Below are 18,614 nucleotides of genomic sequence, written 5' to 3'. Positions count from 1 at the left end.
CTCACGCTACCGGGTGACTCCCGGCCCGCGCACACGTGTGTGGCGGCAGTAACAAGAACCTCCGTGAAGACGCTGTTAAGACCCCGCCCGCCGCCGAAGCGGGAAGAGGAACTCCCCTACGCGGCCTGGAGCTCCAGCCGGGCGCCGAACTCCCGGACCGCGGGCTCGTCCGCGTACGGCTCCAGGCGCTGCTGGAGGTCGTCCAGGTACTCGGCGCCGCGCGAGGAGCGCAGCGTGCCGAGCAGTTCCGCCGCGCGCGTGCCCGTGTGGCAGGCCGCCTCCACCTCGCGCTGCTGCACCTGGGCCGTGGCCAGCAGGACCAGGCCGATCGCCCGCCGCCGCGCCCGCGACTCGGGGTGGCCGTCCAGCGACTCGCCGGCCGCCCGCGCCGCCTCCTCGGGCCGCCCCAGGTCCCGGTAGCAGTGGGCCAGTTCGTCGGCGAGGTACGCGTGGTCGAAGTGCGCGATCCACGCGGGGTCGTCGCCCGACTCGGGGTCGGCGCGGTCCATCGCGGCCACCGCCCGGGCCACCACCTCCTGGCACACGCGCTCGTCACCGAGCAGGGCGTGCCCGCGCGCCTCGGCCGCCAGGAACATCGCCTCCGCCCGCGGCGGGACGTGCCCCCGTGCGCCCTCCTGCGCCGCCCGCGCCAACTGGGCGATCTCGCGCGGGTTTCCGAGCTGGGCCGCCAAGTGGCTCATGGACGCGGCCAGTACGTACCCGCCGTACCCGCGGTCCCCGGCCGCCTGCGCGAGCCGGAGCGCCTGGATGTAGTACCGCTGCGCCAGCCCCGGCTGCCCCGTGTCCACCGCCATGTACCCGGCCAGCTCCGTCAGCCGGGCGACGGACGCGAACAGTTGGCGCCCCACGGCATCCCGGTAGGACCCGGACAGCAGCCCCGACACCACGCTGTTGAGGTAGTGCACCACCACGGGCCGCACATGCCCGCTGCCGAACCGGTGGTCCAGTTCGACGAGCGCGGCCGTCATCGCCCGTACCGCCTCGACGTCCGCCATCCCGACCCGGGCCCCGGCCTGCCGCGCCACCTGGGCGTCGGCGGCCGTGATCAGCCAGTCCCGGCTCGGCTCGACCAGCGCGGACGCGGCCACCGTGGAACCGGTCAGGAAGTCCCGGCGGCCCACGTCACTGCGCCACAGCTCGCAGACCTGCTCGATGGCGCCGAGCACGGTCGGCGAGAACTGCAGGCCCACGCCCGACGCCAGGTTCTTGCCGTTGGCCATGCCGATCTCGTCGATCGTGACCGTACGCCCGAGTTTGCGGCCGAGCGCCTCGGCGATGATCCCCGGTGCCCGCCCGCGCGGCTGCTGGCCGCGCAGCCAGCGGGCCACCGATGTCTTGTCGTACCGCAGATCCAGTCCGCGCTCGGCTCCGACCATGTTGACGCGGCGGGCGAGCCCGGCGTTGGAGCATCCTGCTTCCTGGATGAGAGCCTGCAGCCGTTCGTTCGGCTGACGGGCGACGAGCGGCCTCGCTGCCATGACTACCCCCTGTTGCCGCGGTGATCAGTCCGCTGATCACTGCCCGGCTGATATGCGGAGAATGCAGAAGTCGACGTGGGAATCCCGACGAAACGCAAGTCTGTGGAAGAGACTGGACGAACCGGTGGAGCGGGAAGAGCCGAGTAAGACCCCGATACGTCGTGCAATAGCGGGAGAGTGCCGCATTCTTACCTCCCCCTGTGGCTACCCGCTCACCGCTCCCGGTCCCCGTGCGCGCCCCCGTCCGTGCACCCATGCGCCCCGGATGCCGAATCGATGCTCCTCGGCCTCCCTTCCCGCGCCCCGTAACCCCGGGTGTGGTGGGGAGTTGAGTCCTTTCGTGGAAGAGACCATCGGAGTCACGGAAGCCGCACAGGTCCCCAAGCAGCGAGGGGAGCAGCTGCTGGACAGCGCCGTGCGGTATGCGGAAGAGCGGCACTGGGACGTGTTCCCCGGCACCTGGCTGGAGGCGGTCGAGGGCATGGAGCGCTGCTCGTGCGGCGACACCGCCTGTCCCGCCCCCGGCGCGCACCCGGCCCGGCCGGACTGGGCGACACAGGCGACCGGCAGCGCGGTGGCGGCGCGCCGGATGTGGGGCAAGCAGCCACGAGCGTCGATCCTGCTGCCGACGGGCCGTACCTTCGACGCGCTGGACGTCCCGGAATCGGCGGGCTTCCTGGCACTGGCCCGCATGGAGCGCATGAACCTGACGCTGGGGCCGGTCACCTGCACACCGGACCGCAGGATGATGTTCTTCGTCCTGCCGGGCGCGGCCGCCAAGGTGCCGGACCTGGTGCGCAAGCTCGGGTGGTCGCCGAGCGGCATCGACCTGGTCGGGCGGGGCGAGGGTCAGTACGTGGCGGCGCCGCCGACGCGGGTGGGCGGGCACGGCGCGGTGCAGTGGGCGCGCCGCCCCACGCCGGCGAACCGCTGGCTGCCGGACGCCGAGGAGCTGATCAGCCCGCTGGCGTACGCCTGCGCCACGGAAGCCTCGGTGGCCCGTTCCCGGCAAGGCTGACCTGCGAGCATTGCTGGAGTACAGCCCTGCGTGCGCTCCGGCTCGTACGTAGGGTGGTTCCCGTACCGACGGGGACGACGGAAGGCAGTGACCAATGCCGGACCAGATAAAGGATGACGTGGCGGGTGGAGCGCTCGGGGAGGCGCCGCCCGCCGTTCGTGTCGAGGGGTTGTGGAAGCGGTTCGGTGAGCAGATCGCCGTCGCCGGGATCGATCTCACGCTCCCGGCGGGACGGTTCATCGGGCTGGTGGGCCCGAACGGGGCGGGCAAGACGACGACCCTGTCGATGGTGACGGGGCTGTTGCGGCCCGACCAGGGGCGGGTCGAGGTGGCCGGGCACGACGTGTGGCGTGACCCGGTCGAGGTGAAGGCGCGGATCGGCGTACTGCCGGAAGGGCTGCGGCTGTTCGAGCGGCTGTCGGGGCGTGAGCTCCTGGCGTACACCGGGCGGCTGCGGGGGCTGCCCGGGGCGGAAGTGGACAAGCGGGCCACTCAGTTGCTGGACGTACTGGACCTGGCGGGGGCGCAGCACAAACTGGTCGTGGACTACTCGACCGGTATGCGCAAGAAGATCGGCCTGGCGGCGGCGCTGCTGCACAACCCGGACGTGCTCTTCCTGGACGAGCCGTTCGAGGGCGTGGACCCGGTGTCGGCGCAGACGATCCGGGGGGTGCTGGAGCGGTACACCGCCTCCGGCGCCACGGTCGTCTTCTCCAGCCATGTGATGGAGCTGGTGGAGTCGTTGTGCGACTGGGTCGCGGTGATGGTGGCCGGCCGGATCCGGGCGCAGGGTCCGCTGGCCGAGGTACGGGGTGAGGCGCCGTCGTTGCAGAGCGCGTTCCTGGAACTGGTGGGCGCGCACGGGCGGGACGCGGGCGAGTCGCTGGACTGGCTGGGCGGTGCCCGGTGATCTCCGTCTTCGTACGGCTCAAGCTGTCGCTGCTGCGGGGCGGGCTGCGGCAGTCGGCGGGGCGCCGGGCCGCGTATGTCACATCCGCCGTGCTGACGCTGCTGTTCGCGGCGGGGCAGTTGCTGGGCCTCGTGCTGCTGCGGGGCAGTGAGCACGCGGGCACGGTCGTGGTGCTGCTGACGGGTGTCCTGGCGCTGGGGTGGGCGGTGTTCCCGCTGTTCTTCCCGAGCGGGGACGAGACGCTCGATCCGACGCGGCTGGTGATGCTGCCGCTGCGGCCGGGGCCGCTGGTGCGGGCGCTGCTGGTGTCGTCGCTGGTGGGCATCGGGCCGCTGTTCACGCTGTGTCTGGCGGTCGGGTCCGCGGTCGCGCTGGCGCACGGGGCCGCCGCGGTGGTGGCGGCGGTGGTCGCCGTACCGCTGGTGGTGCTGGTGTGCGTGGCGCTGGCGCGCGCGGTCGCGGCGGGCAACGTACGGTTGCTGACCTCCCGCAAGGGACGGGACCTGGCCGTGCTGAGCGGTCTGGTGATCGCGGTGGGGATTCAGTTCGTCAACTTCGGTGCGCAGCGGCTCGGCCGGGCCGGCGGGCTGTCGGCGCTGGACCCGGCGGGGGACGTGGTGCGGTGGATTCCGCCGGCGTCGGCGCTCGGCGCGGTGGAGGCGGCGGGCGAGGGCGCGTACGGGGAGGCGGCGGCGGGGCTGCTGCTGTCGGCGGCGGCCCTGGGCCTGCTGCTGTATGCGTGGCGGCGCAGCCTGGTGAGGCTGATGACGGCCCCGGACGGCTCGACGCTTGCGGCGGCCTCGCGCCCGTCCCGGCGGGAGTCGGCAGCGTCATCGGCGTCGCCGGGGCCCGGGCGGCTGTGGCCCGAGGGGCGTACGGGCACGGTGATGACGCGGAGTCTGCGCTATGTGGCGCGTGACCCCAAGACGAAGGCGGCGTGGGTGACCTCGCTGGCGCTCGGCCTGATCGTGCCGCTGTTCAACGCCTTGCAGGGCACGGGTTCGATCTACTTCGCCTGCTTCGCGGCGGGGATGCTCGGCGTCCAGATGTACAACCAGTTCGGCCAGGACACCTCCGCCTTCTGGATGGTCGCGATGACCATCTCCTCGGCGCGGGACGCCTATGAGGAGCTGCGGGCGCGTGCGCTGGCGCTGCTGCTGGTCACCTTGCCGTACGTGGTGCTGGTCACCGTCCTGACGGCGGCGGTGCTGGGTGACTGGCGGACGCTGCCGGACGCGCTGGGGCTGTCGTTCGGGGTGCTGGGCGCGATGCTCGGTACGGGGGCGGTGGCGTCGGCCCGCTTCCCGTACTCGATCCCGCAGGAGGGCGCGTTCAAGAACGTGGCGCCGGGGCAGGCGGGGCTGGCGTGGATGTCCATCCTGGGCGGCATGGTCACGGCGGCGGTGCTGTGCGCGCCGCTGATCGCCCTGATGGTCTGGCTGCACGCGTCGGGTGCCGGGCTGTCGGGCCGGCTGCTGCTGCTCGCCCTGGGCGCGGCGTGGGGCACGCTGGTGGCCTGGGCGGGCCTGCGGCTGGCCGCGCCGCGCACGGCGAAGCGGCTGCCGGAGATCGTGGCGGCGGTCAGCAAGGGCTGACGCTGCTGCGCGGGCGGCGGCCTGTCAGGACACTCTCAGTGCGCTGTCAGGGCACCTGTCAGGACGCCTGTCAGGGCGTCAGCACGCCGTCCAGGAAGGGTGCTATGGCGGCGCGCCAGCCGTCCGGCTGGTCGTAGTGGACGAGGTGGCCGGCGTCGGGGACTTCGGCGTAGTGGCCGTGCGGGAGGACGCGGACCATTTCCTGTGCCTCCGCGCGGCCCAGTTCGCCGTCGAGGCCGCGGACCACGAGGGTGGGGCAGCGGACCTGGGCCAGCGAGTCCCAGTGGGCGTCGTGGACCCAGGTCTCGCGGGAGGTGAGCATCTGGCGGCGGGAGAAGAGGGGGCGCCAGCCGTCGGGGCACTCCGCCATGACCTCGGCGAAGAACTCGCCGCGCGCGGGGTTGGGGCGCTCCACCCAGGGGTCGTCCTCGCCGAACCACTTCCGTACGTCGGCGAGCGTGGCGAAGGGCAGGGGCCAGGCGCGGAACCAGTCCTCCCATTCGCGCTGCGACGCGGCGCCCAGCGCGGACGCCCGCATGTCGCAGATGATCAGGGCACGCACCAGGTCGGGGCGCTCGGCGGCCAGCTGCCAGGCCGTCAGGGCGCCCATGGAGTGGCCGATGAGGGTGACGGGGGCGAGGCCCAGCTGTTCGACCGCGGCGGCCGCGTCGGCGACGTACGCCTCGCGCGTGAAGGGGCCCTCGGCCGGCTTGGCGCTGTGCCCGTGCCCCCGCTGGTCGAGCGCGACGGCGCGGTGCCGCTCGGCGAGCCAGCGGGCGGTCGGGGCCCAGTGGGAGGCGCGGCCCATCAGGCCGTGGAGGAGGAGCACACCGGGCGCCCGGTCGGCGGAGCCGTACACCTGTGCCTTGGGCGGGTCGGCGAACTCCCAGGCGGCGAGGTGTAAGCCATCGGCTCCGGTCAGGTCGATGCGTCGCACCATGTGTCCTGACACCCCCTTCTGTGTCGTGCCCCGCCAGACTATCGAACCCGCATTCGAAAACGGGCGTCTCGCGCGCAACACCGCTCGTTCGAGTGACCCGGCTCAAGGATTGACGGCCGTGACCGAGGGGAGATCTTCAACGGGAGGCGGACCGCTCGGGGAAAATCGGTCCGAGGGGATGACCCTGAGAGCTCGGGGCTCCGGGTCAGCACAGGGGAGGCGAGGCCCCGGCGCCGATGGGCGCCGGGGCTCTCCGTGTGCATGGGGCGTCTGAGACGTACACGGCGTGCTCCCTCCCCGGCGCGGAGCCCCGCAGGGAAGCCCCTGTCACGCCGTCAGGTCATATGCCTGAGCCCAGAGTCGCACGCCGGCCGCCCGGCCGCTGCCCTTCCGTCCGAAAGCCCGTCCTGGCTTGGGGCTGCGTGTGCGGCCCTTCCGGTCCGGGGCCTCACGCGGCGTCAGATGCGGTGGACCGTGTGCAGCCTCTTCGCATAGGTGCCCGTGCCGTCCAGGAGCGAGGCGCCGCCCAGGTCGGACATGGTGGGTCCGTTGACGGTCTTGCGGCTGGAGAGGAAGCGGCGCTTGCCTGCCGCGTCCTTGCCCAGGTAGATGCCGACGTGGTCCACCGTGATCGTCGGGTTGTCGTCGCCCGAGTCGGCGTTGAAGAGCACCAGGTCGCCGGGGTTGAGCAGGGCCGCGGCGGGCGGGGCCGTGCCGTCGACCGTCTGGTCGACGCGTACGCCGGGCGCGTAGTCGACCATGTGCCGCGACTTGCGCGGGATGCGGGTCTTGGACGTGTCCTCGCCCGCGGCCATCGGCACACCCATGTGGTAGCCGTAGACCATGCGCGTGTAACCGGAGCAGTCGAGGTTGCCGACCTGCTTGCTGGAGGGGCCGGTGTAGGCGCCGTCGGGGAAGGTCCAGCCGACGTTCATGTACTCGTGGAAGTCGGCGCCCTCGTAGCAGTAGCCCTGCGGGTCCAGGTAGCCGTACCCGGACTCCCCGAGGACCTGCTTGTCCTTGGCCGGTCCGGAACCACTGGTCACCGCCGGGGCGCCGGCGAGGAACATCGCCGCGTACGCGAGGACGTCCGGCACCGTGGAACCGGCCCAGCCGCGGATGAGCTGTTCCAGCTCCGGAGTCCAGGTGCCGCCGAACGGCTCCGGGAGCACGCGCACCCACTCCCCGTGCGTGACACTGGGCGGCGTCGCCCAGCTGGCGGCGCCCACCTCGAAACGGCTGACGAGCAGCTTGACCGGGAGGTTGGTGCAGCCGTCGTTGGCGAGCGCGCGCAGGCCGACGCGGCCCTTGCCGAAGGTGGAGTCGGTGACGTCCACGGCCCACGCGGACGGCTCCGTGGAGGCGGAGCGCCAGGCCTTGACCTGGATGCGGGTGCCTTCGCGGCGCACCCGGATCGTCCAGTCGGTGCCCGCCGCGACGCCCGTGGCGAGGGTGACGGCCGTGGTCAGCTGGGTGACCGCGTCGGCGACCTCCTTCTCGACACGCAGTTCGACCGCGCCGGACGTGAGGAAGGACAGCCGGGCGCGGTAGCTGTTGTGGGTGTTCTGGTAGCCGAAGGACAGGGCGTACGAGCAGGCCTGACCGGTGGGGACCTTGTCGAACCGGGCCACGGACCGCACGTCGACGTCGGTGATCTCGTCATCGCGCAACGTGGCGTGGCGGCTGGCGAAGTCGGTGGTCAGCGCGATGATGCCGGTGCCCGGCACCACCGAGAAGTCGGTGTCGGCGGGGCCGAGGGTGGACCAGCTGCCGCCGCCCCGGGAGGAGCCCCAGTACCGGCGGTCCGCGACCGGCAGCGACGTGTCCGGCAGCGTGCGCTGGAAGTCGTCCACGAACGGCTTCTTGTTCTCGGTGAACGTACGCGTCGGGCCGGGCAGGACGACGGTCCGGGCGCCGTGGGTCAGCAGGGCTATGCGCTTGCCGCCGGAGGTGACCTCCGTGCGGGCCGGGGTCCCGGACAGGACGGTGGCGGTGAGCGGGGTGTTGAGTGTCACCGGGGTGAAGTACGACGCGTTCAGCGGGGGCAGCGTCACCGAGGAACGGGCCGAGGTCAGGCCGGCCGGGCCGGGGAAGGGCTCGACGGGCACGGGTTCCGGCCCGGCGGCCTGGGCCGGGGTGGCGACCAGACCGCTCAGCGGGACGGTGGCGGCCGAGGCCGCGAAGATGGCGAGCAGGCGGCGCCGTGAAGTGTGAGACATGAGGTCATGATCCGTGCAGGTCTGGTGAAGAAATACATCACCCCTGGTCAAAGCCCGTTGTCGCACCGCGCGCACACTGAATCCCCGTATGGCGGGGTTTGTACGTCTGAGTCAGCGAATCGCCTGACGACACCACCAAGCCGGGCAGCGCCTGGCCGGGCGGCGCACAGCAGCGAGGGCGTGCCCGGCCGGGCGGGCCTGGCCGGGCGCGACGAGGCGGCGCCGTCCGGGCGGGCGACGCCGTGTCGAACGCGCCCGGCCGGGCGCCGTGTGCGTGGCTGGAACGTCAGCGCTTGGCGACGAAGACGTGGGAGGCGACTTCGGCGCCCAGTTCCGCGGCTTCGCCGCTGCTGCCGACGAGCACGCCGCCCGGCGACTCCGTCACGCTGACCACCGAACCGGGCTGCACGCCCGCGCGGCGCAGCGTGTACATCAGCTGGGCATCCGTCTGGATCGGCTCGCCGATACGGCGCACCACCACCGTCTTGCCCTCCGTGCCCGCGTCCAGGTCGGCCAGCGACACCATGCCCTCGTCCAGGAACGCCTCGCTCCCGGCCTCCTCGCCGAGCTCCTCCAGGCCCGGGATCGGGTTGCCGTACGGCGACTCGGTGGGGTGGCGCAGCAGCTCCAGCACGCGGCGCTCCACCGCCTCGCTCATCACGTGCTCCCAGCGGCACGCCTCGGCGTGGACCTGCTCCCACTCCAGGCCGATCACGTCCACGAGCAGGCACTCGGCGAGCCGGTGCTTGCGCATCACGCGGGTGGCCAGGCGGCGGCCCTCGTCGGTGAGCTCCAGGTGCCGGTCGCCGGCGACGGTCACCAGGCCGTCGCGCTCCATGCGCGCGACCGTCTGGCTGACGGTCGGCCCGCTCTGGTCCAGTCGCTCGGCGATGCGGGCGCGCATGGGCACCACACCCTCTTCCTCGAGCTCGAGGATGGTGCGGAGATACATCTCCGTGGTGTCGATCAGTCCGGACATACGTGCCCCTCGAAAGAATCGTGCGCTGGCCCTGACTCAATTCTTGCGCATACCGAGGGCAACCGTGCCCGCTGTGGACGAGCGGTATTGACAGAGCAATGGTCCAGACCGCAACGTGATCCGCGACACGGAGAGAAGGGGCCTGAACGCCATGGGCGAGAGCAAGCTGGCCGGTCTGTTCTTCGACGCCGCGATCGCCCTGCTGCGGCGGGTCCGGGACGAAGAGGCGGAGAACATCGCCGCCGCCGGCGCGGCCATCGCCGACACCGTCGCCTCGGGCGGCCGCCTGTTCGCGTTCGGCGCCGGCCATTCGTCGCTCGCCGCCCAGGACGTGGTCTACCGGGCCGGCGGGCTCGCGCTGGTGAACCTGCTCGCCGTGCCGGGCGTCGTCGGCGTCGACGTCATGCCGGCGACGCTCGGCTCGGCGCTGGAACGCGTGGACGGGCTCGCGGGCGCGGTCCTCGACTCCTCCCCCGTCAAGGCCGGCGACGTCCTGATCGTCGTCTCGCTGTCCGGCCGCAACGCCCTGCCGGTCGAGATGGCGATGAACGCCCGCGCGCTCGGGTTGAAGGTCATCGGGGTGACCTCGGTGGCGTACGCGGAGGAGACCAGGTCCCGGCACGTGTCGGGCACCTTCCTGAAGGACCACTGCGACATCGTGCTCGACTCCAAGATCGCCGTGGGGGACGCGGAGCTGACCCACGAGGGCGTCGAGGCGCCGTTCGCGCCGGCGTCCACGGTCGTCACCAGCGCCCTGATGCAGGCCACGATGGCGGCCGCGACCGAGAACCTGGTCGCCCGCGGCATCGAGCCGCCCCTGCTGCGCTCGGGCAACGTGGACGGCGGCCACGAGTGGAACGGCCGGGTCATGGAGCAGTACGCGGACCGGATCTTCTTCCGCCACTGACCAGCCCTCGGCGCCCCCGTGTCAGGCGCCCGGCGTCAGGCGCCCGGCGTCAGGCGCCCCGCCTCAGGCGCCCAGCGCCTGCGCCAGGTCCACGGCCGCCGCCACCCGTACCGCCACGCTCTCCGCGTACACCGCGTCCGGGCGTTCGAAGGCCGGGCGGGCCCCCGAGCGCAGGAAGGTGACCACGCCCAGCGTCCGGCCCCGGCCGCGCAGCACCACGCACAGCGCGTGCACCGCGTCCCGGGGCCACTGCCGCCGCGCCGCCCACTCCTCCGCCGACGCCGACGCCGACGCCGACCCCGCCCCCGAGGCATCAGCCCCGGCCCCCGCCCCGGCCCCCGCGCTCGCCCGTACCGAACCGGCCCGGTCCACCGCCTGCAACGCCGGGTGCCCCGCCGCGTACCGCACCGGGATGCCGCCGCCCGACAGGCGCGCGACCGGGCCCGGCGCGCCGCTCGGGGACGCGGCCGCCCGCACAAGCCGGTCGCCCCGGAGAAGGTCGACGAGCACGTGGTCGGCGAACCCGGCGAGCGCGAAGTCCAGGTACGTGGCCGCCGCCTCCATCGGGTCCTCGCACTCCGCGGCCGCGCCGCCCGCCCGGTGCAGCTGACTGAACCGGAACCGCAGCCGGTCCGCCCCCTGCTCCGCCAGCTTGGCGTCCGTGACGTCCTGGAACAGCCAGCCCACCCCCAGCGGCACGGGCTCCTCCGCGAGCGGCGACGCCAGCCGCAGGAACCCGCTGCGCCAGCACCGCCGCCGCTCCCCGTCCGGTGTGCGCACCGTCACCCACAGCTCGGCCAGTTCCCGTGGCGCGCCCTCCGCCAGGACGTGCTGAAGCGCGCCCTCCAGTTCCTCCACGCCCTGGACGACCAGCTCGCCGAGGGGCCGCCCGAGCAGCGCCGTACGGCCGGTGCCGAGCGCCCGCGCGGCATACGCGTTCACGACGGTGGGGCGCAGGTCCACGTCCACCAGGACGACGCCCCAGGAGGCGTCCTCGAACAGCGCCTCGCTCAGCGCGATGGACCGTTCCAGGTCGATCTGGGCGTGCACCTCGCTGAAGGCGCAGTACACCCCGGCGGGCCGCCCGTCCGCGCCCCGCACGCCGGCCGACTGCGTCCGTACGAGCACCCGCCCGCCGTCCTTGCGCACCAGCGCGAACTCGTGCACCTGCCGCCCCGGCGCGTGCATCACGGCCATCAGCCGCTCGTGCACGTCGTCGGCGTCCGCGCTGCGCACGGCCCACTCGGCGAACCCGCGCCGCCCGACGGCCTCCTCGGCGGTCCAGCCGAGGATCCGCTCGGCCTCGCGGTTCCAGTGGGTGATCACCCCGTCCGCGTCGAACGCGCACAGCGCCGCGTCCATCCCGTCGAGCAGCGCGGCGAGCAGGTCCGCCCCCGGCCGCTGCCGTTCCGGCTCGTCAGGCCCCAGCGCACTGGCGGTCTCGCTCCTGGACGCACTCATCCCGGCACCCCCTGCAGGACGTGTACTCACGTGCATGTGCACGTCCGGTCATTCAACTGGAACGTGACCCACGACACAGCCCGTTCCCGGAAAATCACCGGGCGACCGGGGGCGAAAAACCGGTTGTGGGGCACCGGACGGCTTCCTAGGGTGTGGGGCACACGAAGAAAGGAGGTGATCCGGAAGTGGTTTCTTTTCGGATGCGTGAGGTGACTGCGGGCTGAGGCCTGTTGTCGCACTCTGTGCAATGTCGGCAGGCCTCCTGCCGCAATCCCCAGCAGTCACCGACCCGCGGGCTCGCCGGCACATCCGGCCGGCCTCTCCGTCAGGAGAGCCGGAGCCCGCGGGTTTCTGCTGTGACGGCCAGGCCACCTGCGATCGGTTCAGGGCGCCAGGCGCTCCACGCGCCAGCGCTTGCCCCCGCCCTCTCCCCCGCCCTCGCCCTCGCGGACGTACCGGAGCCGGTCGTGCAGCCGGTTCTCGTGGCCCTGCCAGAACTCCACCGTTTCCGGTACGACCAGGAACCCGCCCCAGTGCGGCGGCACCGGCACCTGCTCGCCCTCCGGGTAGCGGGCCGCCAGCTCCTCGTACCGCGCCAGCAGCTCCGCCCGCGAGGCGATCACCGAGGACTGCTCGCTCGCCCAGGCGCCGAGCTGGGAGCCGTGCGGGCGGGTGCGGAAGTACGCCGCGGTCTCGTCCCGGCCGACCCGGGTCGCCGTGCCGCTGACGATGACCTGCCGGGCCATCGGGTGCCAGGGGAAGAGGAGTGAGACGTACGGATTGGACTCCAGCTCCACGCCTTTGCGGGAGCCGTAGTTGGTGAAGAAGACGAACCCTCGTTCGTCATAGTGCTTCAGCAGCACCATGCGCGACGACGGCCGTCCGCCGGGGGTGGCCGTGGAGACGATCATGGCGTTCGGCTCGTGGATGGCGGGGCCGCACGCCGCCTCCTTGAACCAGCGCGCGAACTGCTCCATCGGCCCGGCCGCGAGATCCGCCTCCAGGAACTCGGCGGTGCGGTACTGCTCGCGCATGTCGGCGGGATCGAGAGCTGCTGGATCGAGAGCGTCTGTCACAAGGGCAATCCTGCCCTAGCGGGCCAGTCTGCCCGGCACGGAGTGCCAGTAATCCTCCCTGACCGGTTCGGCGCAGTGTGCCGGATGTCACGCTTCCCCGCATCGGGGGAACCCGACAGACTCATGCGCTGGGTCACTGTTGCCTCCCTACGACGGTGCTGGATGACCACCAGCCGTACGGGGCATCACCGGAAGACACCCTGAGCCTGTCGCACGTAAACCCTGTCAGCCCCTGTCGCACGCATCTGTCGCACACATTTCGAGGAGCCGCCTGATGTCCGACTTCGTACCCGGACTCGAAGGAGTCGTCGCGTTCGAGACGGAGATCGCCGAACCGGACAAGGAGGGCGGCGCGCTCCGGTACCGAGGCGTCGACATCGAGGAGCTGGTCGGCCACGTCTCCTTCGGCAACGTGTGGGGCCTGCTGGTCGACGGGGCGTTCAACCCCGGCCTGCCGCCGGCCGAGCCGTTCCCGATCCCGGTGCACTCCGGGGACATCCGCGTCGACGTCCAGTCCGCGCTGGCGATGCTGGCCCCCGTGTGGGGTCTTCAGCCGCTGCTCGACATCGACGAGGAGACCGCCCGTGACAACCTGGCGCGCGCGGCCGTGATGGCGCTGTCGTACGTCGCCCAGTCGGCGCGTGGCCAGGGCCTGCCGATGGTGCCGCAGCGGGAGATCGACAAGGCGCAGTCGGTCGTCGAGCGGTTCATGATCCGCTGGCGCGGCGAGCCGGACCCCAAGCACGTCAAGGCCGTCGACGCGTACTGGACGTCCGCCGCCGAGCACGGCATGAACGCCTCCACGTTCACCGCCCGCGTCATCGCCTCGACGGGCGCGGACGTGGCGGCCGCGCTGTCCGGCGCCGTCGGCGCCATGTCCGGCCCGCTGCACGGCGGGGCGCCCTCCCGGGTGCTCGGCATGATCGAGGAGATCGAGCGCACGGGCGACGCCGCGGCGTACGTCAGGCAGGCCCTCGACAAGGGCGAGCGCCTGATGGGCTTCGGCCACCGCGTCTACCGCGCCGAGGACCCGCGCGCCCGCGTCCTGCGCCGTACGGCCCGGGAGCTCGGCGCGCCGCGCTTCGAGGTGGCGGAGGCCCTGGAGAAGGCGGCCCTGGAGGAGCTGCACGCCCGCCGCCCGGACCGGGTGCTGGCGACGAACGTGGAGTTCTGGGCGGCGATCGTGCTGGACTTCGCGGAGGTCCCGGCGCACATGTTCACGTCCATGTTCACCTGCGCCCGCACGGCCGGCTGGTCGGCCCACATCCTGGAGCAGAAGCGCACCGGCCGCCTGGTCCGCCCCTCGGCCCGCTACGTGGGCCCGGGCCCGCGCAGCCCGCGCGAGATCGCCGGGTTCGAGGACATCACCGGCTGACACTCGCACACCGCGACGGCGCCGCGCCCCGCGAAGGGGCGCGGCGCCGTTCGTGTACGGGGGGCGAAGGCTGATGAGCGGGACCGATACGGGTCAGCCCAGCGCCTCGTCCACGAGCGCCGCCCACTGCGACACCACCCGCTCGCGGCGCGCGGTGTCGTCCGTGAGGAGGTTGGCGAGGCCCAGGCCCCGGGCCATGTCCAGCAAACCCTGGACGGTTTCCCGGACGCCGGGGCGGGACTCGTCCGCGCCGAGCAGTTCGACCGCGATGCGGTGGGTCTCGCGGCCGACGCGGGCCTCCAGCTCCGTGACGCGCGGCCGCAGCTGCTCCTCGTCGGAGGCGGCCACCCACAGGTGCAGGGCCGCCCGGAACAGCGGGCCGGTGTAGAGGTCGACCAGGGCCGCGACCACCGCTGCGCGGTTCTGGACGGGCAGGGCGCGCAGCGCCTGGGAGCGTTCCTCGGCGACGTATTCGACGGCCGCCGTGAACAGGTCCTCCCGGGTGGGGAAGTGGTGCTGCGCCGCGCCGCGCGAGACGCCGGCCCGTTCGGCGACGACGGAGACCGTGGAGCCCGCCCAGCCGCGTTCGGCGAGGCAGGCCACGGCCGCGGCGAGCAACCGCTGCCGGGTGGCCCGGCTGCGGTCCTGCTTCGGCGCCTTGGGTTCCTTCGGAACCGAGGTCACAACACCCATGCAGCGTCCCGTCGTTCGAGGAAGGCCGTCATCCCCTCGCGGGCCTCCGCCGAGGCGAAGAGCGAGGCCGAGCGCTGTACGACATCCTCCGCATCGCGCTCGAAGGTCTCCAGCACCCTAGCCGTGACCAGCCGCTTGGCCTCCGCCAGCCCCTGCGGTGACGCCTTTCGCAGCCCGTCCAGTACGGGGGCGAGGGCACCGTCCACGTCGTCGCCGAAGACCGTCACCAGGCCGATCCGGGCCGCTTCGGCGGCGTCGAAGCGCTCACCGGTGAGGTAGTAGCGGGCGGCGGCGCGCGGGTCGAGGCGCGGCAGCAGCGTCAGCGAGATGACGCAGGGCGCCACGCCGATGCGTACCTCCGTCAGCGCGAAGTCCGCCTCCGCCCCCGCCGCCACGATGTCGCACGCGCTCACCAGCCCCAGTCCCCCCGCCCGTACGTGCCCGCTCACCCGGGCCACCACCGGTTTGGGCAGCTCCACGATCGCGCGCAGCAGCGCCACGAAGGTGTACGGGCTGGGCGGCGCCTTCACGTCCGCGCCCGCGCTGAACGTGGACCCGGTGTGCGTGAGGACCACCGCCCGCACCCCGGGGTCCTTGCCGCAGTCCTCCAGCGCCCGGGCCAGTTCGCCGACCAGCCGCGACGACAGGGCGTTGCGGTTGTCCGGGCAGTCCAGGGTCAGGGTCGTGATGCCACGCTCGTGCGCGGTGCTGAGCAGACTCATCGTGCGCCCTCTCGCTAAGCGTCAGTAGGACTTGGGCAGTCCCAGGGACTGGTGGGACACGTAGTTCAGAATCATTTCCCGGCTCACCGGAGCGATGCGTGCCACCCGCGACGCGGTGATGAGCGAGGCGAGCCCGAACTCACGGGTGAGGCCGTTGCCGCCGAGGGTGTGGACGGACTGGTCGACGGCCTTCACGCACGCCTCGGCGGCAGCGTACTTGGCCATGTTGGCGGCCTCGCCCGCGCGGATGTCGTCCCCCGCGTCGCAGAGGTGGGCGGCCTTGCGCGTCATCAGGCCCGCCAGCTCCAGCTCGATGTGCGCCTGGGCGAGGGGGTGCGCGATGGCCTGGTGGGCGCCGATCGGGGCCTTCCACACCTGGCGCTCCTTGGCGTACGAGACGGCTCGCGCGAGCGCGTACCGGCCCATGCCGAGGGCGAACGCGGCGGTCATGACCCGCTCGGGGTTGAGCCCGGCGAACAGCTGGAGCAGGCCCGCGTCCTCGTCGCCGACGAGCGCGTCGGCCGGGAGGTGTACGTCGTCGAGCGTCAGCTCGAACTGCTTCTCGTGGGCGTGCAGTTCCATGTCGATCCGGCGGCGCCGGAAGCCGGGCGCGTCGCGTGGGACGACGAAGAGGCACGGCTTGAGGCGGCCGGTCCTGGCGTCCTCGGTACGCCCGACGATGAGCGTCGCGTCGGCGATGTCGACGCCGGAGATGAACACCTTGCGCCCGTTGAGCACCCAGCCGTCCGTGGTCCTGCGGGCGGTCGTGGTGATCCGGTGGGAGTTGGAGCCCGCGTCGGGCTCGGTGATGCCGAACGCCATGGTCAGGGTGGCGCCGGCCAGGCCCGGCAGCCAGCGCGTTTTCTGCTCGTCGGTGCCGAAGCGGGCGATGACGGTGCCGCAGATCGCGGGCGAGACGACCATCATCAGCAGCGGGCAGCCGGCCGCGCCGAGCTCTTCGAGGACGATGGACAGCTCGGCCATGCCGCCGCCCCCGCCGCCGTACTCCTCGGGGAGGTTGACCCCGAGGTAGCCGAGCTTGCCCGCCTCGGCCCAGAGCGCGTCGTAGGCCTCGCGGCCGTCGTCGCGGTCACGGCCGTTGTCGCGGCCGTGGCGCTGCCCGAGGGCGGCGACGGCGGCGCGCAGGGCGGTGTGCTCGTCACTCTCGATCATGCTCATCCTCCTGGACTTCCCGTACGACGGCGAGCAGGGCACCGACCTCGACCTGGTGGCCCGGGGCGGCGTGGAGCGCGGTGAGCGTGCCGGAGGCGGGAGCGGCGATACGGTGCTCCATCTTCATGGCCTCCAGCCAGACGAGCGGCTGCCCGGCCTCGACGCGGGCGCCGGGCTCGACATCGGCGACCCGGACGACGGTGCCGGGCATGGGCGCGAGCAGCGAGCCGGGCGCGGTGAGCTCGGCGGGATCGGTGAATCGCGGCCGGGCGGTGAGCCGGTACGCGTTCACGTGCACCGTCCCGTCGCCGTACTCGGCCACGTCGTAACGGCGCACCACCCCGTCCACGTCGAGGCGGACCCGGTCGGGCGAAACGTCCACCACGCGCGCGTGGGGGTGGGATTCGACGGCGTACCCGCCGTCGCGGGTGGGCCGGTAGCGCACCTCGTGGTCGCCGTAGCGGGCGGCCTGCGGCTGCGACGGCACGTTCCGGAATCCGCCGAACCGGCCCGCCCGGCGCGCGGCGGCGGCCAGCGCGGCGGCCACGGCGGCGCAGCCCTCCCCGGGCGCGGGCTCCGTCAGCGCCGGGAGGTGGCGTTCGTAGAACCCGGTGTCGAGCCGCCCCGCCACGAAGTCCGGGTGCCGCAGCGACCGCACGAGCAGTTCCCGATTGGTCACGGGCCCGTGCACCGTGCCCCGCGCGAGGGCATGCGCCAGCCTCCGCACCGCCTCCCCCCGGCTGGGCGCCCAGGCGATCACCTTGGCGAGCATGGCGTCGTAGTGCACACCGACCGTGTCCCCGGCGGCGTATCCGGCGTCGACGCGCAGGTACCCGCCTCCGGCGTACGAGCCGCCGCTGTCACCGCCCGCGCCGGGCGCCGGTCCCAAGCCTGTGCCGCCCGCGCCGGGCACCGGTCCCAAGCCCGTGCCGCCCGCGCGGAGCGCCGGGCGGGAGGGGGCGTGGGGGGCCCGGTCCCCCCCGGACAAGGGCGGGCGGGCGGGGAGGTCCAGCGCGTGCAGCACGCCCGTCTGCGGGGCCCAGCCGCGGGAGGGGTCCTCCGCGTAGAGGCGGGCCTCCACGGCGTGGCCGCGCGCCTCGGGGGGCTCGGGCGGCAGGGGCGCGCCCTCCGCCACGCGGAGCTGCCACGCGACCAGGTCCAGGCCGAACACCGCCTCCGTGACCGGGTGTTCCACCTGGAGCCGGGTGTTCATCTCCAGGAAGTACGCCCGGCCGCCGGCGACCAGGAACTCCACCGTGCCCGCGCCCACGTATCCCACCGCCCGCGCGCACGCCACCGCCGATGCGTGCAGCGTCTCGCGCAGCTCCGGGCCCAGGCCCGGCGCCGGGGCCTCCTCGATGACCTTCTGGTGCCGCCGCTGGAGCGAGCAGTCGCGGGTGCCGAGCGCCCACACAGTGCCGTGCGCGTCGGCGAGGACCTGGACCTCGACGTGGCGGCCGCGCTCGATGTACGGCTCCGCGAACACCTCACCGTCGCCGAACGCCGACCGCGCCTCGGCGGACGCCGCCGCCAGCTCGCCCGGCAGCGCGGCCAGGTCCCGCACGACCCGCATGCCCCGGCCGCCCCCGCCCGCCGCCGCCTTGAGCAGGAGCGGGAGGTCGGCGGCGGTGGCCGAAGCAGGGTCCACCGGGGACAGCAGCGGGACCCCCGCCGCCGCCATCAGCTCCTTCGCCCGCGTCTTGGACGCCATCGCCTCGATGGCCTCCGGCGGCGGGCCGATCCAGAGCAGCCCCGCGTCGATCACGGAACGCGCGAAGCCGGCGTTCTCGGACAGGAACCCGTACCCCGGGTGCACCGCGTCCGCGCCCGCCGCCAGCGCGGCCCGCACGATCAGATCGCCGCGCAGGTAGGTGTCGCGGGGCGCCGCGCCCGGCAGCCGTACCGCCGCGTCCGCCTCCCGCACATGGAGCGCCGAAGCGTCAGCGTCGGAGTACACGGCGACCGTGTCGAGGCCCAGCGACCGGCAGGTGCCAAAGACGCGGCAGGCGATCTCCGCGCGGTTGGCGACAAGAACAGAAGTGATCAT

General features: G+C 73.2%; 15 protein-coding genes. 5 read left to right on the top strand and 10 right to left on the bottom strand.

What is annotated here, in order from left to right; genetic code table 11:
- Positions 1-116: 116 nt before the first annotated feature.
- Positions 117-1,499, bottom strand: coding sequence for an NsdA family TPR-like regulatory protein (locus QWM81_RS13435; protein WP_290112080.1), 1,383 nt, complete (start codon positions 1,497-1,499; stop codon positions 117-119).
- Positions 1,500-1,839: 340 nt separating this feature from the next.
- Between QWM81_RS13435 and QWM81_RS13430 the strand changes: the two genes are divergently transcribed.
- The 3 genes from QWM81_RS13430 (at position 1,840) to QWM81_RS13420 (ending at position 5,022) form a co-directional block, all read left to right on the top strand.
- Entirely contained in the window at positions 1,840-2,517 is a 678-nt protein-coding gene (locus tag QWM81_RS13430) for a bifunctional DNA primase/polymerase (protein WP_290112079.1), read from the top strand.
- Positions 2,518-2,611: 94 nt separating this feature from the next.
- Positions 2,612-3,427 (top strand): ABC transporter ATP-binding protein, encoded by an 816-nt coding sequence (locus QWM81_RS13425; protein ID WP_290112078.1) that lies wholly within the window; start codon positions 2,612-2,614, stop codon positions 3,425-3,427.
- Positions 3,424-5,022 carry a transporter gene (locus QWM81_RS13420; protein WP_290112076.1) on the top strand — a complete coding sequence of 533 codons (1,599 nt, stop codon included), beginning with the start codon at positions 3,424-3,426 and terminating at the stop codon, positions 5,020-5,022. The genes QWM81_RS13425 and QWM81_RS13420 overlap by 4 nt, the downstream gene beginning before the upstream one ends.
- 70 nt (positions 5,023-5,092) lie before the next feature.
- Here QWM81_RS13420 and QWM81_RS13415 read toward each other — a convergent pair whose 3' ends face one another.
- From QWM81_RS13415 to QWM81_RS13405, 3 genes are all read right to left on the bottom strand, one after another.
- Complete coding sequence (locus QWM81_RS13415) at positions 5,093-5,962, bottom strand: alpha/beta fold hydrolase (RefSeq protein WP_290112074.1); 870 nt, start codon at positions 5,960-5,962, stop codon at positions 5,093-5,095.
- Positions 5,963-6,420: 458 nt separating this feature from the next.
- Complete coding sequence (locus tag QWM81_RS13410) at positions 6,421-8,181, bottom strand: NlpC/P60 family protein (RefSeq protein ID WP_290112072.1); 1,761 nt, start codon at positions 8,179-8,181, stop codon at positions 6,421-6,423.
- 286 nt (positions 8,182-8,467) lie between these two features.
- Entirely contained in the window at positions 8,468-9,160 is a 693-nt protein-coding gene (locus tag QWM81_RS13405; protein WP_290112071.1) for an iron-dependent transcriptional repressor DtxR, read from the bottom strand.
- Between the two features lie 151 nt (positions 9,161-9,311).
- Here QWM81_RS13405 and QWM81_RS13400 point away from each other — a divergent pair, with 151 nt between their 5' ends.
- The gene (locus tag QWM81_RS13400) at positions 9,312-10,067 is read left to right on the top strand and encodes an SIS domain-containing protein (RefSeq protein ID WP_290112070.1); all 756 of its coding nucleotides are present in this window, start codon (positions 9,312-9,314) and stop codon (positions 10,065-10,067) included.
- Between the two features lie 63 nt (positions 10,068-10,130).
- Here the strand turns inward: QWM81_RS13400 and QWM81_RS13395 are convergent, their stop codons facing one another.
- Together QWM81_RS13395 and pdxH are read right to left on the bottom strand one after the other, a co-directional pair.
- Positions 10,131-11,528 (bottom strand): PAS domain-containing protein, encoded by a 1,398-nt coding sequence (locus tag QWM81_RS13395; protein ID WP_290112069.1) that lies wholly within the window; start codon positions 11,526-11,528, stop codon positions 10,131-10,133.
- Between the two features lie 383 nt (positions 11,529-11,911).
- Complete coding sequence (pdxH, locus tag QWM81_RS13390) at positions 11,912-12,562, bottom strand: pyridoxamine 5'-phosphate oxidase (RefSeq protein WP_353938296.1); 651 nt, start codon at positions 12,560-12,562, stop codon at positions 11,912-11,914.
- A 316-nt stretch (positions 12,563-12,878) separates the two neighbouring features.
- On the opposite strand from pdxH, the gene QWM81_RS13385 reads away from it, so the two are divergent.
- Positions 12,879-13,979, top strand: a complete 1,101-nt coding sequence (locus QWM81_RS13385) for a citrate synthase 2 (RefSeq protein WP_290112067.1) — start codon at positions 12,879-12,881, stop codon at positions 13,977-13,979.
- A 93-nt stretch (positions 13,980-14,072) separates the two neighbouring features.
- On the opposite strand, the gene QWM81_RS13380 is transcribed toward QWM81_RS13385, so the two are convergent.
- From QWM81_RS13380 to QWM81_RS13365, 4 genes are read right to left on the bottom strand one after another with little or no spacing between them, the layout of a single operon-like run.
- Positions 14,073-14,672: a TetR/AcrR family transcriptional regulator gene (locus QWM81_RS13380; RefSeq protein WP_290112066.1), complete on the bottom strand. Its 600-nt coding sequence runs from the start codon at positions 14,670-14,672 to the stop codon at positions 14,073-14,075.
- Positions 14,660-15,394 carry an enoyl-CoA hydratase family protein gene (locus tag QWM81_RS13375; RefSeq protein ID WP_290112065.1) on the bottom strand — a complete coding sequence of 245 codons (735 nt, stop codon included), beginning with the start codon at positions 15,392-15,394 and terminating at the stop codon, positions 14,660-14,662. Before QWM81_RS13375 ends, QWM81_RS13380 begins: the two co-directional genes overlap by 13 nt.
- Positions 15,395-15,415: 21 nt before the next feature.
- Positions 15,416-16,573, bottom strand: coding sequence for an acyl-CoA dehydrogenase family protein (locus QWM81_RS13370; protein WP_290112064.1), 1,158 nt, complete (start codon positions 16,571-16,573; stop codon positions 15,416-15,418).
- On the bottom strand, positions 16,554-18,614 hold the full coding sequence (locus tag QWM81_RS13365; RefSeq protein WP_290112062.1) for an acetyl/propionyl/methylcrotonyl-CoA carboxylase subunit alpha: 2,061 nt from the start codon (positions 18,612-18,614) through the stop codon (positions 16,554-16,556). The genes QWM81_RS13370 and QWM81_RS13365 overlap by 20 nt, the downstream gene beginning before the upstream one ends.

It is taken from the genome of Streptomyces ficellus, assembly GCF_030406405.1.
In the GTDB taxonomy this organism is placed as follows: Bacteria; Actinomycetota; Actinomycetes; order Streptomycetales; family Streptomycetaceae; genus Streptomyces; species Streptomyces ficellus_B.
The sequence above is the reverse complement of the archived record's forward strand: the minus strand, read 5'-3'. Positions and strand labels throughout refer to the sequence as shown.

Excerpts from the sequence above, each read along its gene's own strand:
- QWM81_RS13435 (WP_290112080.1), bottom strand. The coding sequence starts at position 1,499 with ATGGCAGCGAGGCCGCTCGTCGCCCGTCAGCCGAACGAACGGCTGCAG.
- QWM81_RS13425 (WP_290112078.1), top strand. The coding sequence starts at position 2,612 with ATGCCGGACCAGATAAAGGATGACGTGGCGGGTGGAGCGCTCGGGGAG.
- QWM81_RS13415 (WP_290112074.1), bottom strand. The coding sequence starts at position 5,962 with ATGGTGCGACGCATCGACCTGACCGGAGCCGATGGCTTACACCTCGCC.
- QWM81_RS13410 (WP_290112072.1), bottom strand. The coding sequence starts at position 8,181 with ATGTCTCACACTTCACGGCGCCGCCTGCTCGCCATCTTCGCGGCCTCG.
- QWM81_RS13405 (WP_290112071.1), bottom strand. The coding sequence starts at position 9,160 with ATGTCCGGACTGATCGACACCACGGAGATGTATCTCCGCACCATCCTC.
- QWM81_RS13400 (WP_290112070.1), top strand. The coding sequence starts at position 9,312 with ATGGGCGAGAGCAAGCTGGCCGGTCTGTTCTTCGACGCCGCGATCGCC.
- QWM81_RS13395 (WP_290112069.1), bottom strand. The coding sequence starts at position 11,528 with ATGAGTGCGTCCAGGAGCGAGACCGCCAGTGCGCTGGGGCCTGACGAG.
- pdxH (WP_353938296.1), bottom strand. The coding sequence starts at position 12,562 with ATGCGCGAGCAGTACCGCACCGCCGAGTTCCTGGAGGCGGATCTCGCG.
- QWM81_RS13385 (WP_290112067.1), top strand. The coding sequence starts at position 12,879 with ATGTCCGACTTCGTACCCGGACTCGAAGGAGTCGTCGCGTTCGAGACG.
- QWM81_RS13380 (WP_290112066.1), bottom strand. The coding sequence starts at position 14,672 with ATGGGTGTTGTGACCTCGGTTCCGAAGGAACCCAAGGCGCCGAAGCAG.
- QWM81_RS13375 (WP_290112065.1), bottom strand. The coding sequence starts at position 15,394 with ATGAGTCTGCTCAGCACCGCGCACGAGCGTGGCATCACGACCCTGACC.
- QWM81_RS13370 (WP_290112064.1), bottom strand. The coding sequence starts at position 16,573 with ATGAGCATGATCGAGAGTGACGAGCACACCGCCCTGCGCGCCGCCGTC.
- QWM81_RS13365 (WP_290112062.1), bottom strand. The coding sequence starts at position 18,614 with ATGATCACTTCTGTTCTTGTCGCCAACCGCGCGGAGATCGCCTGCCGC.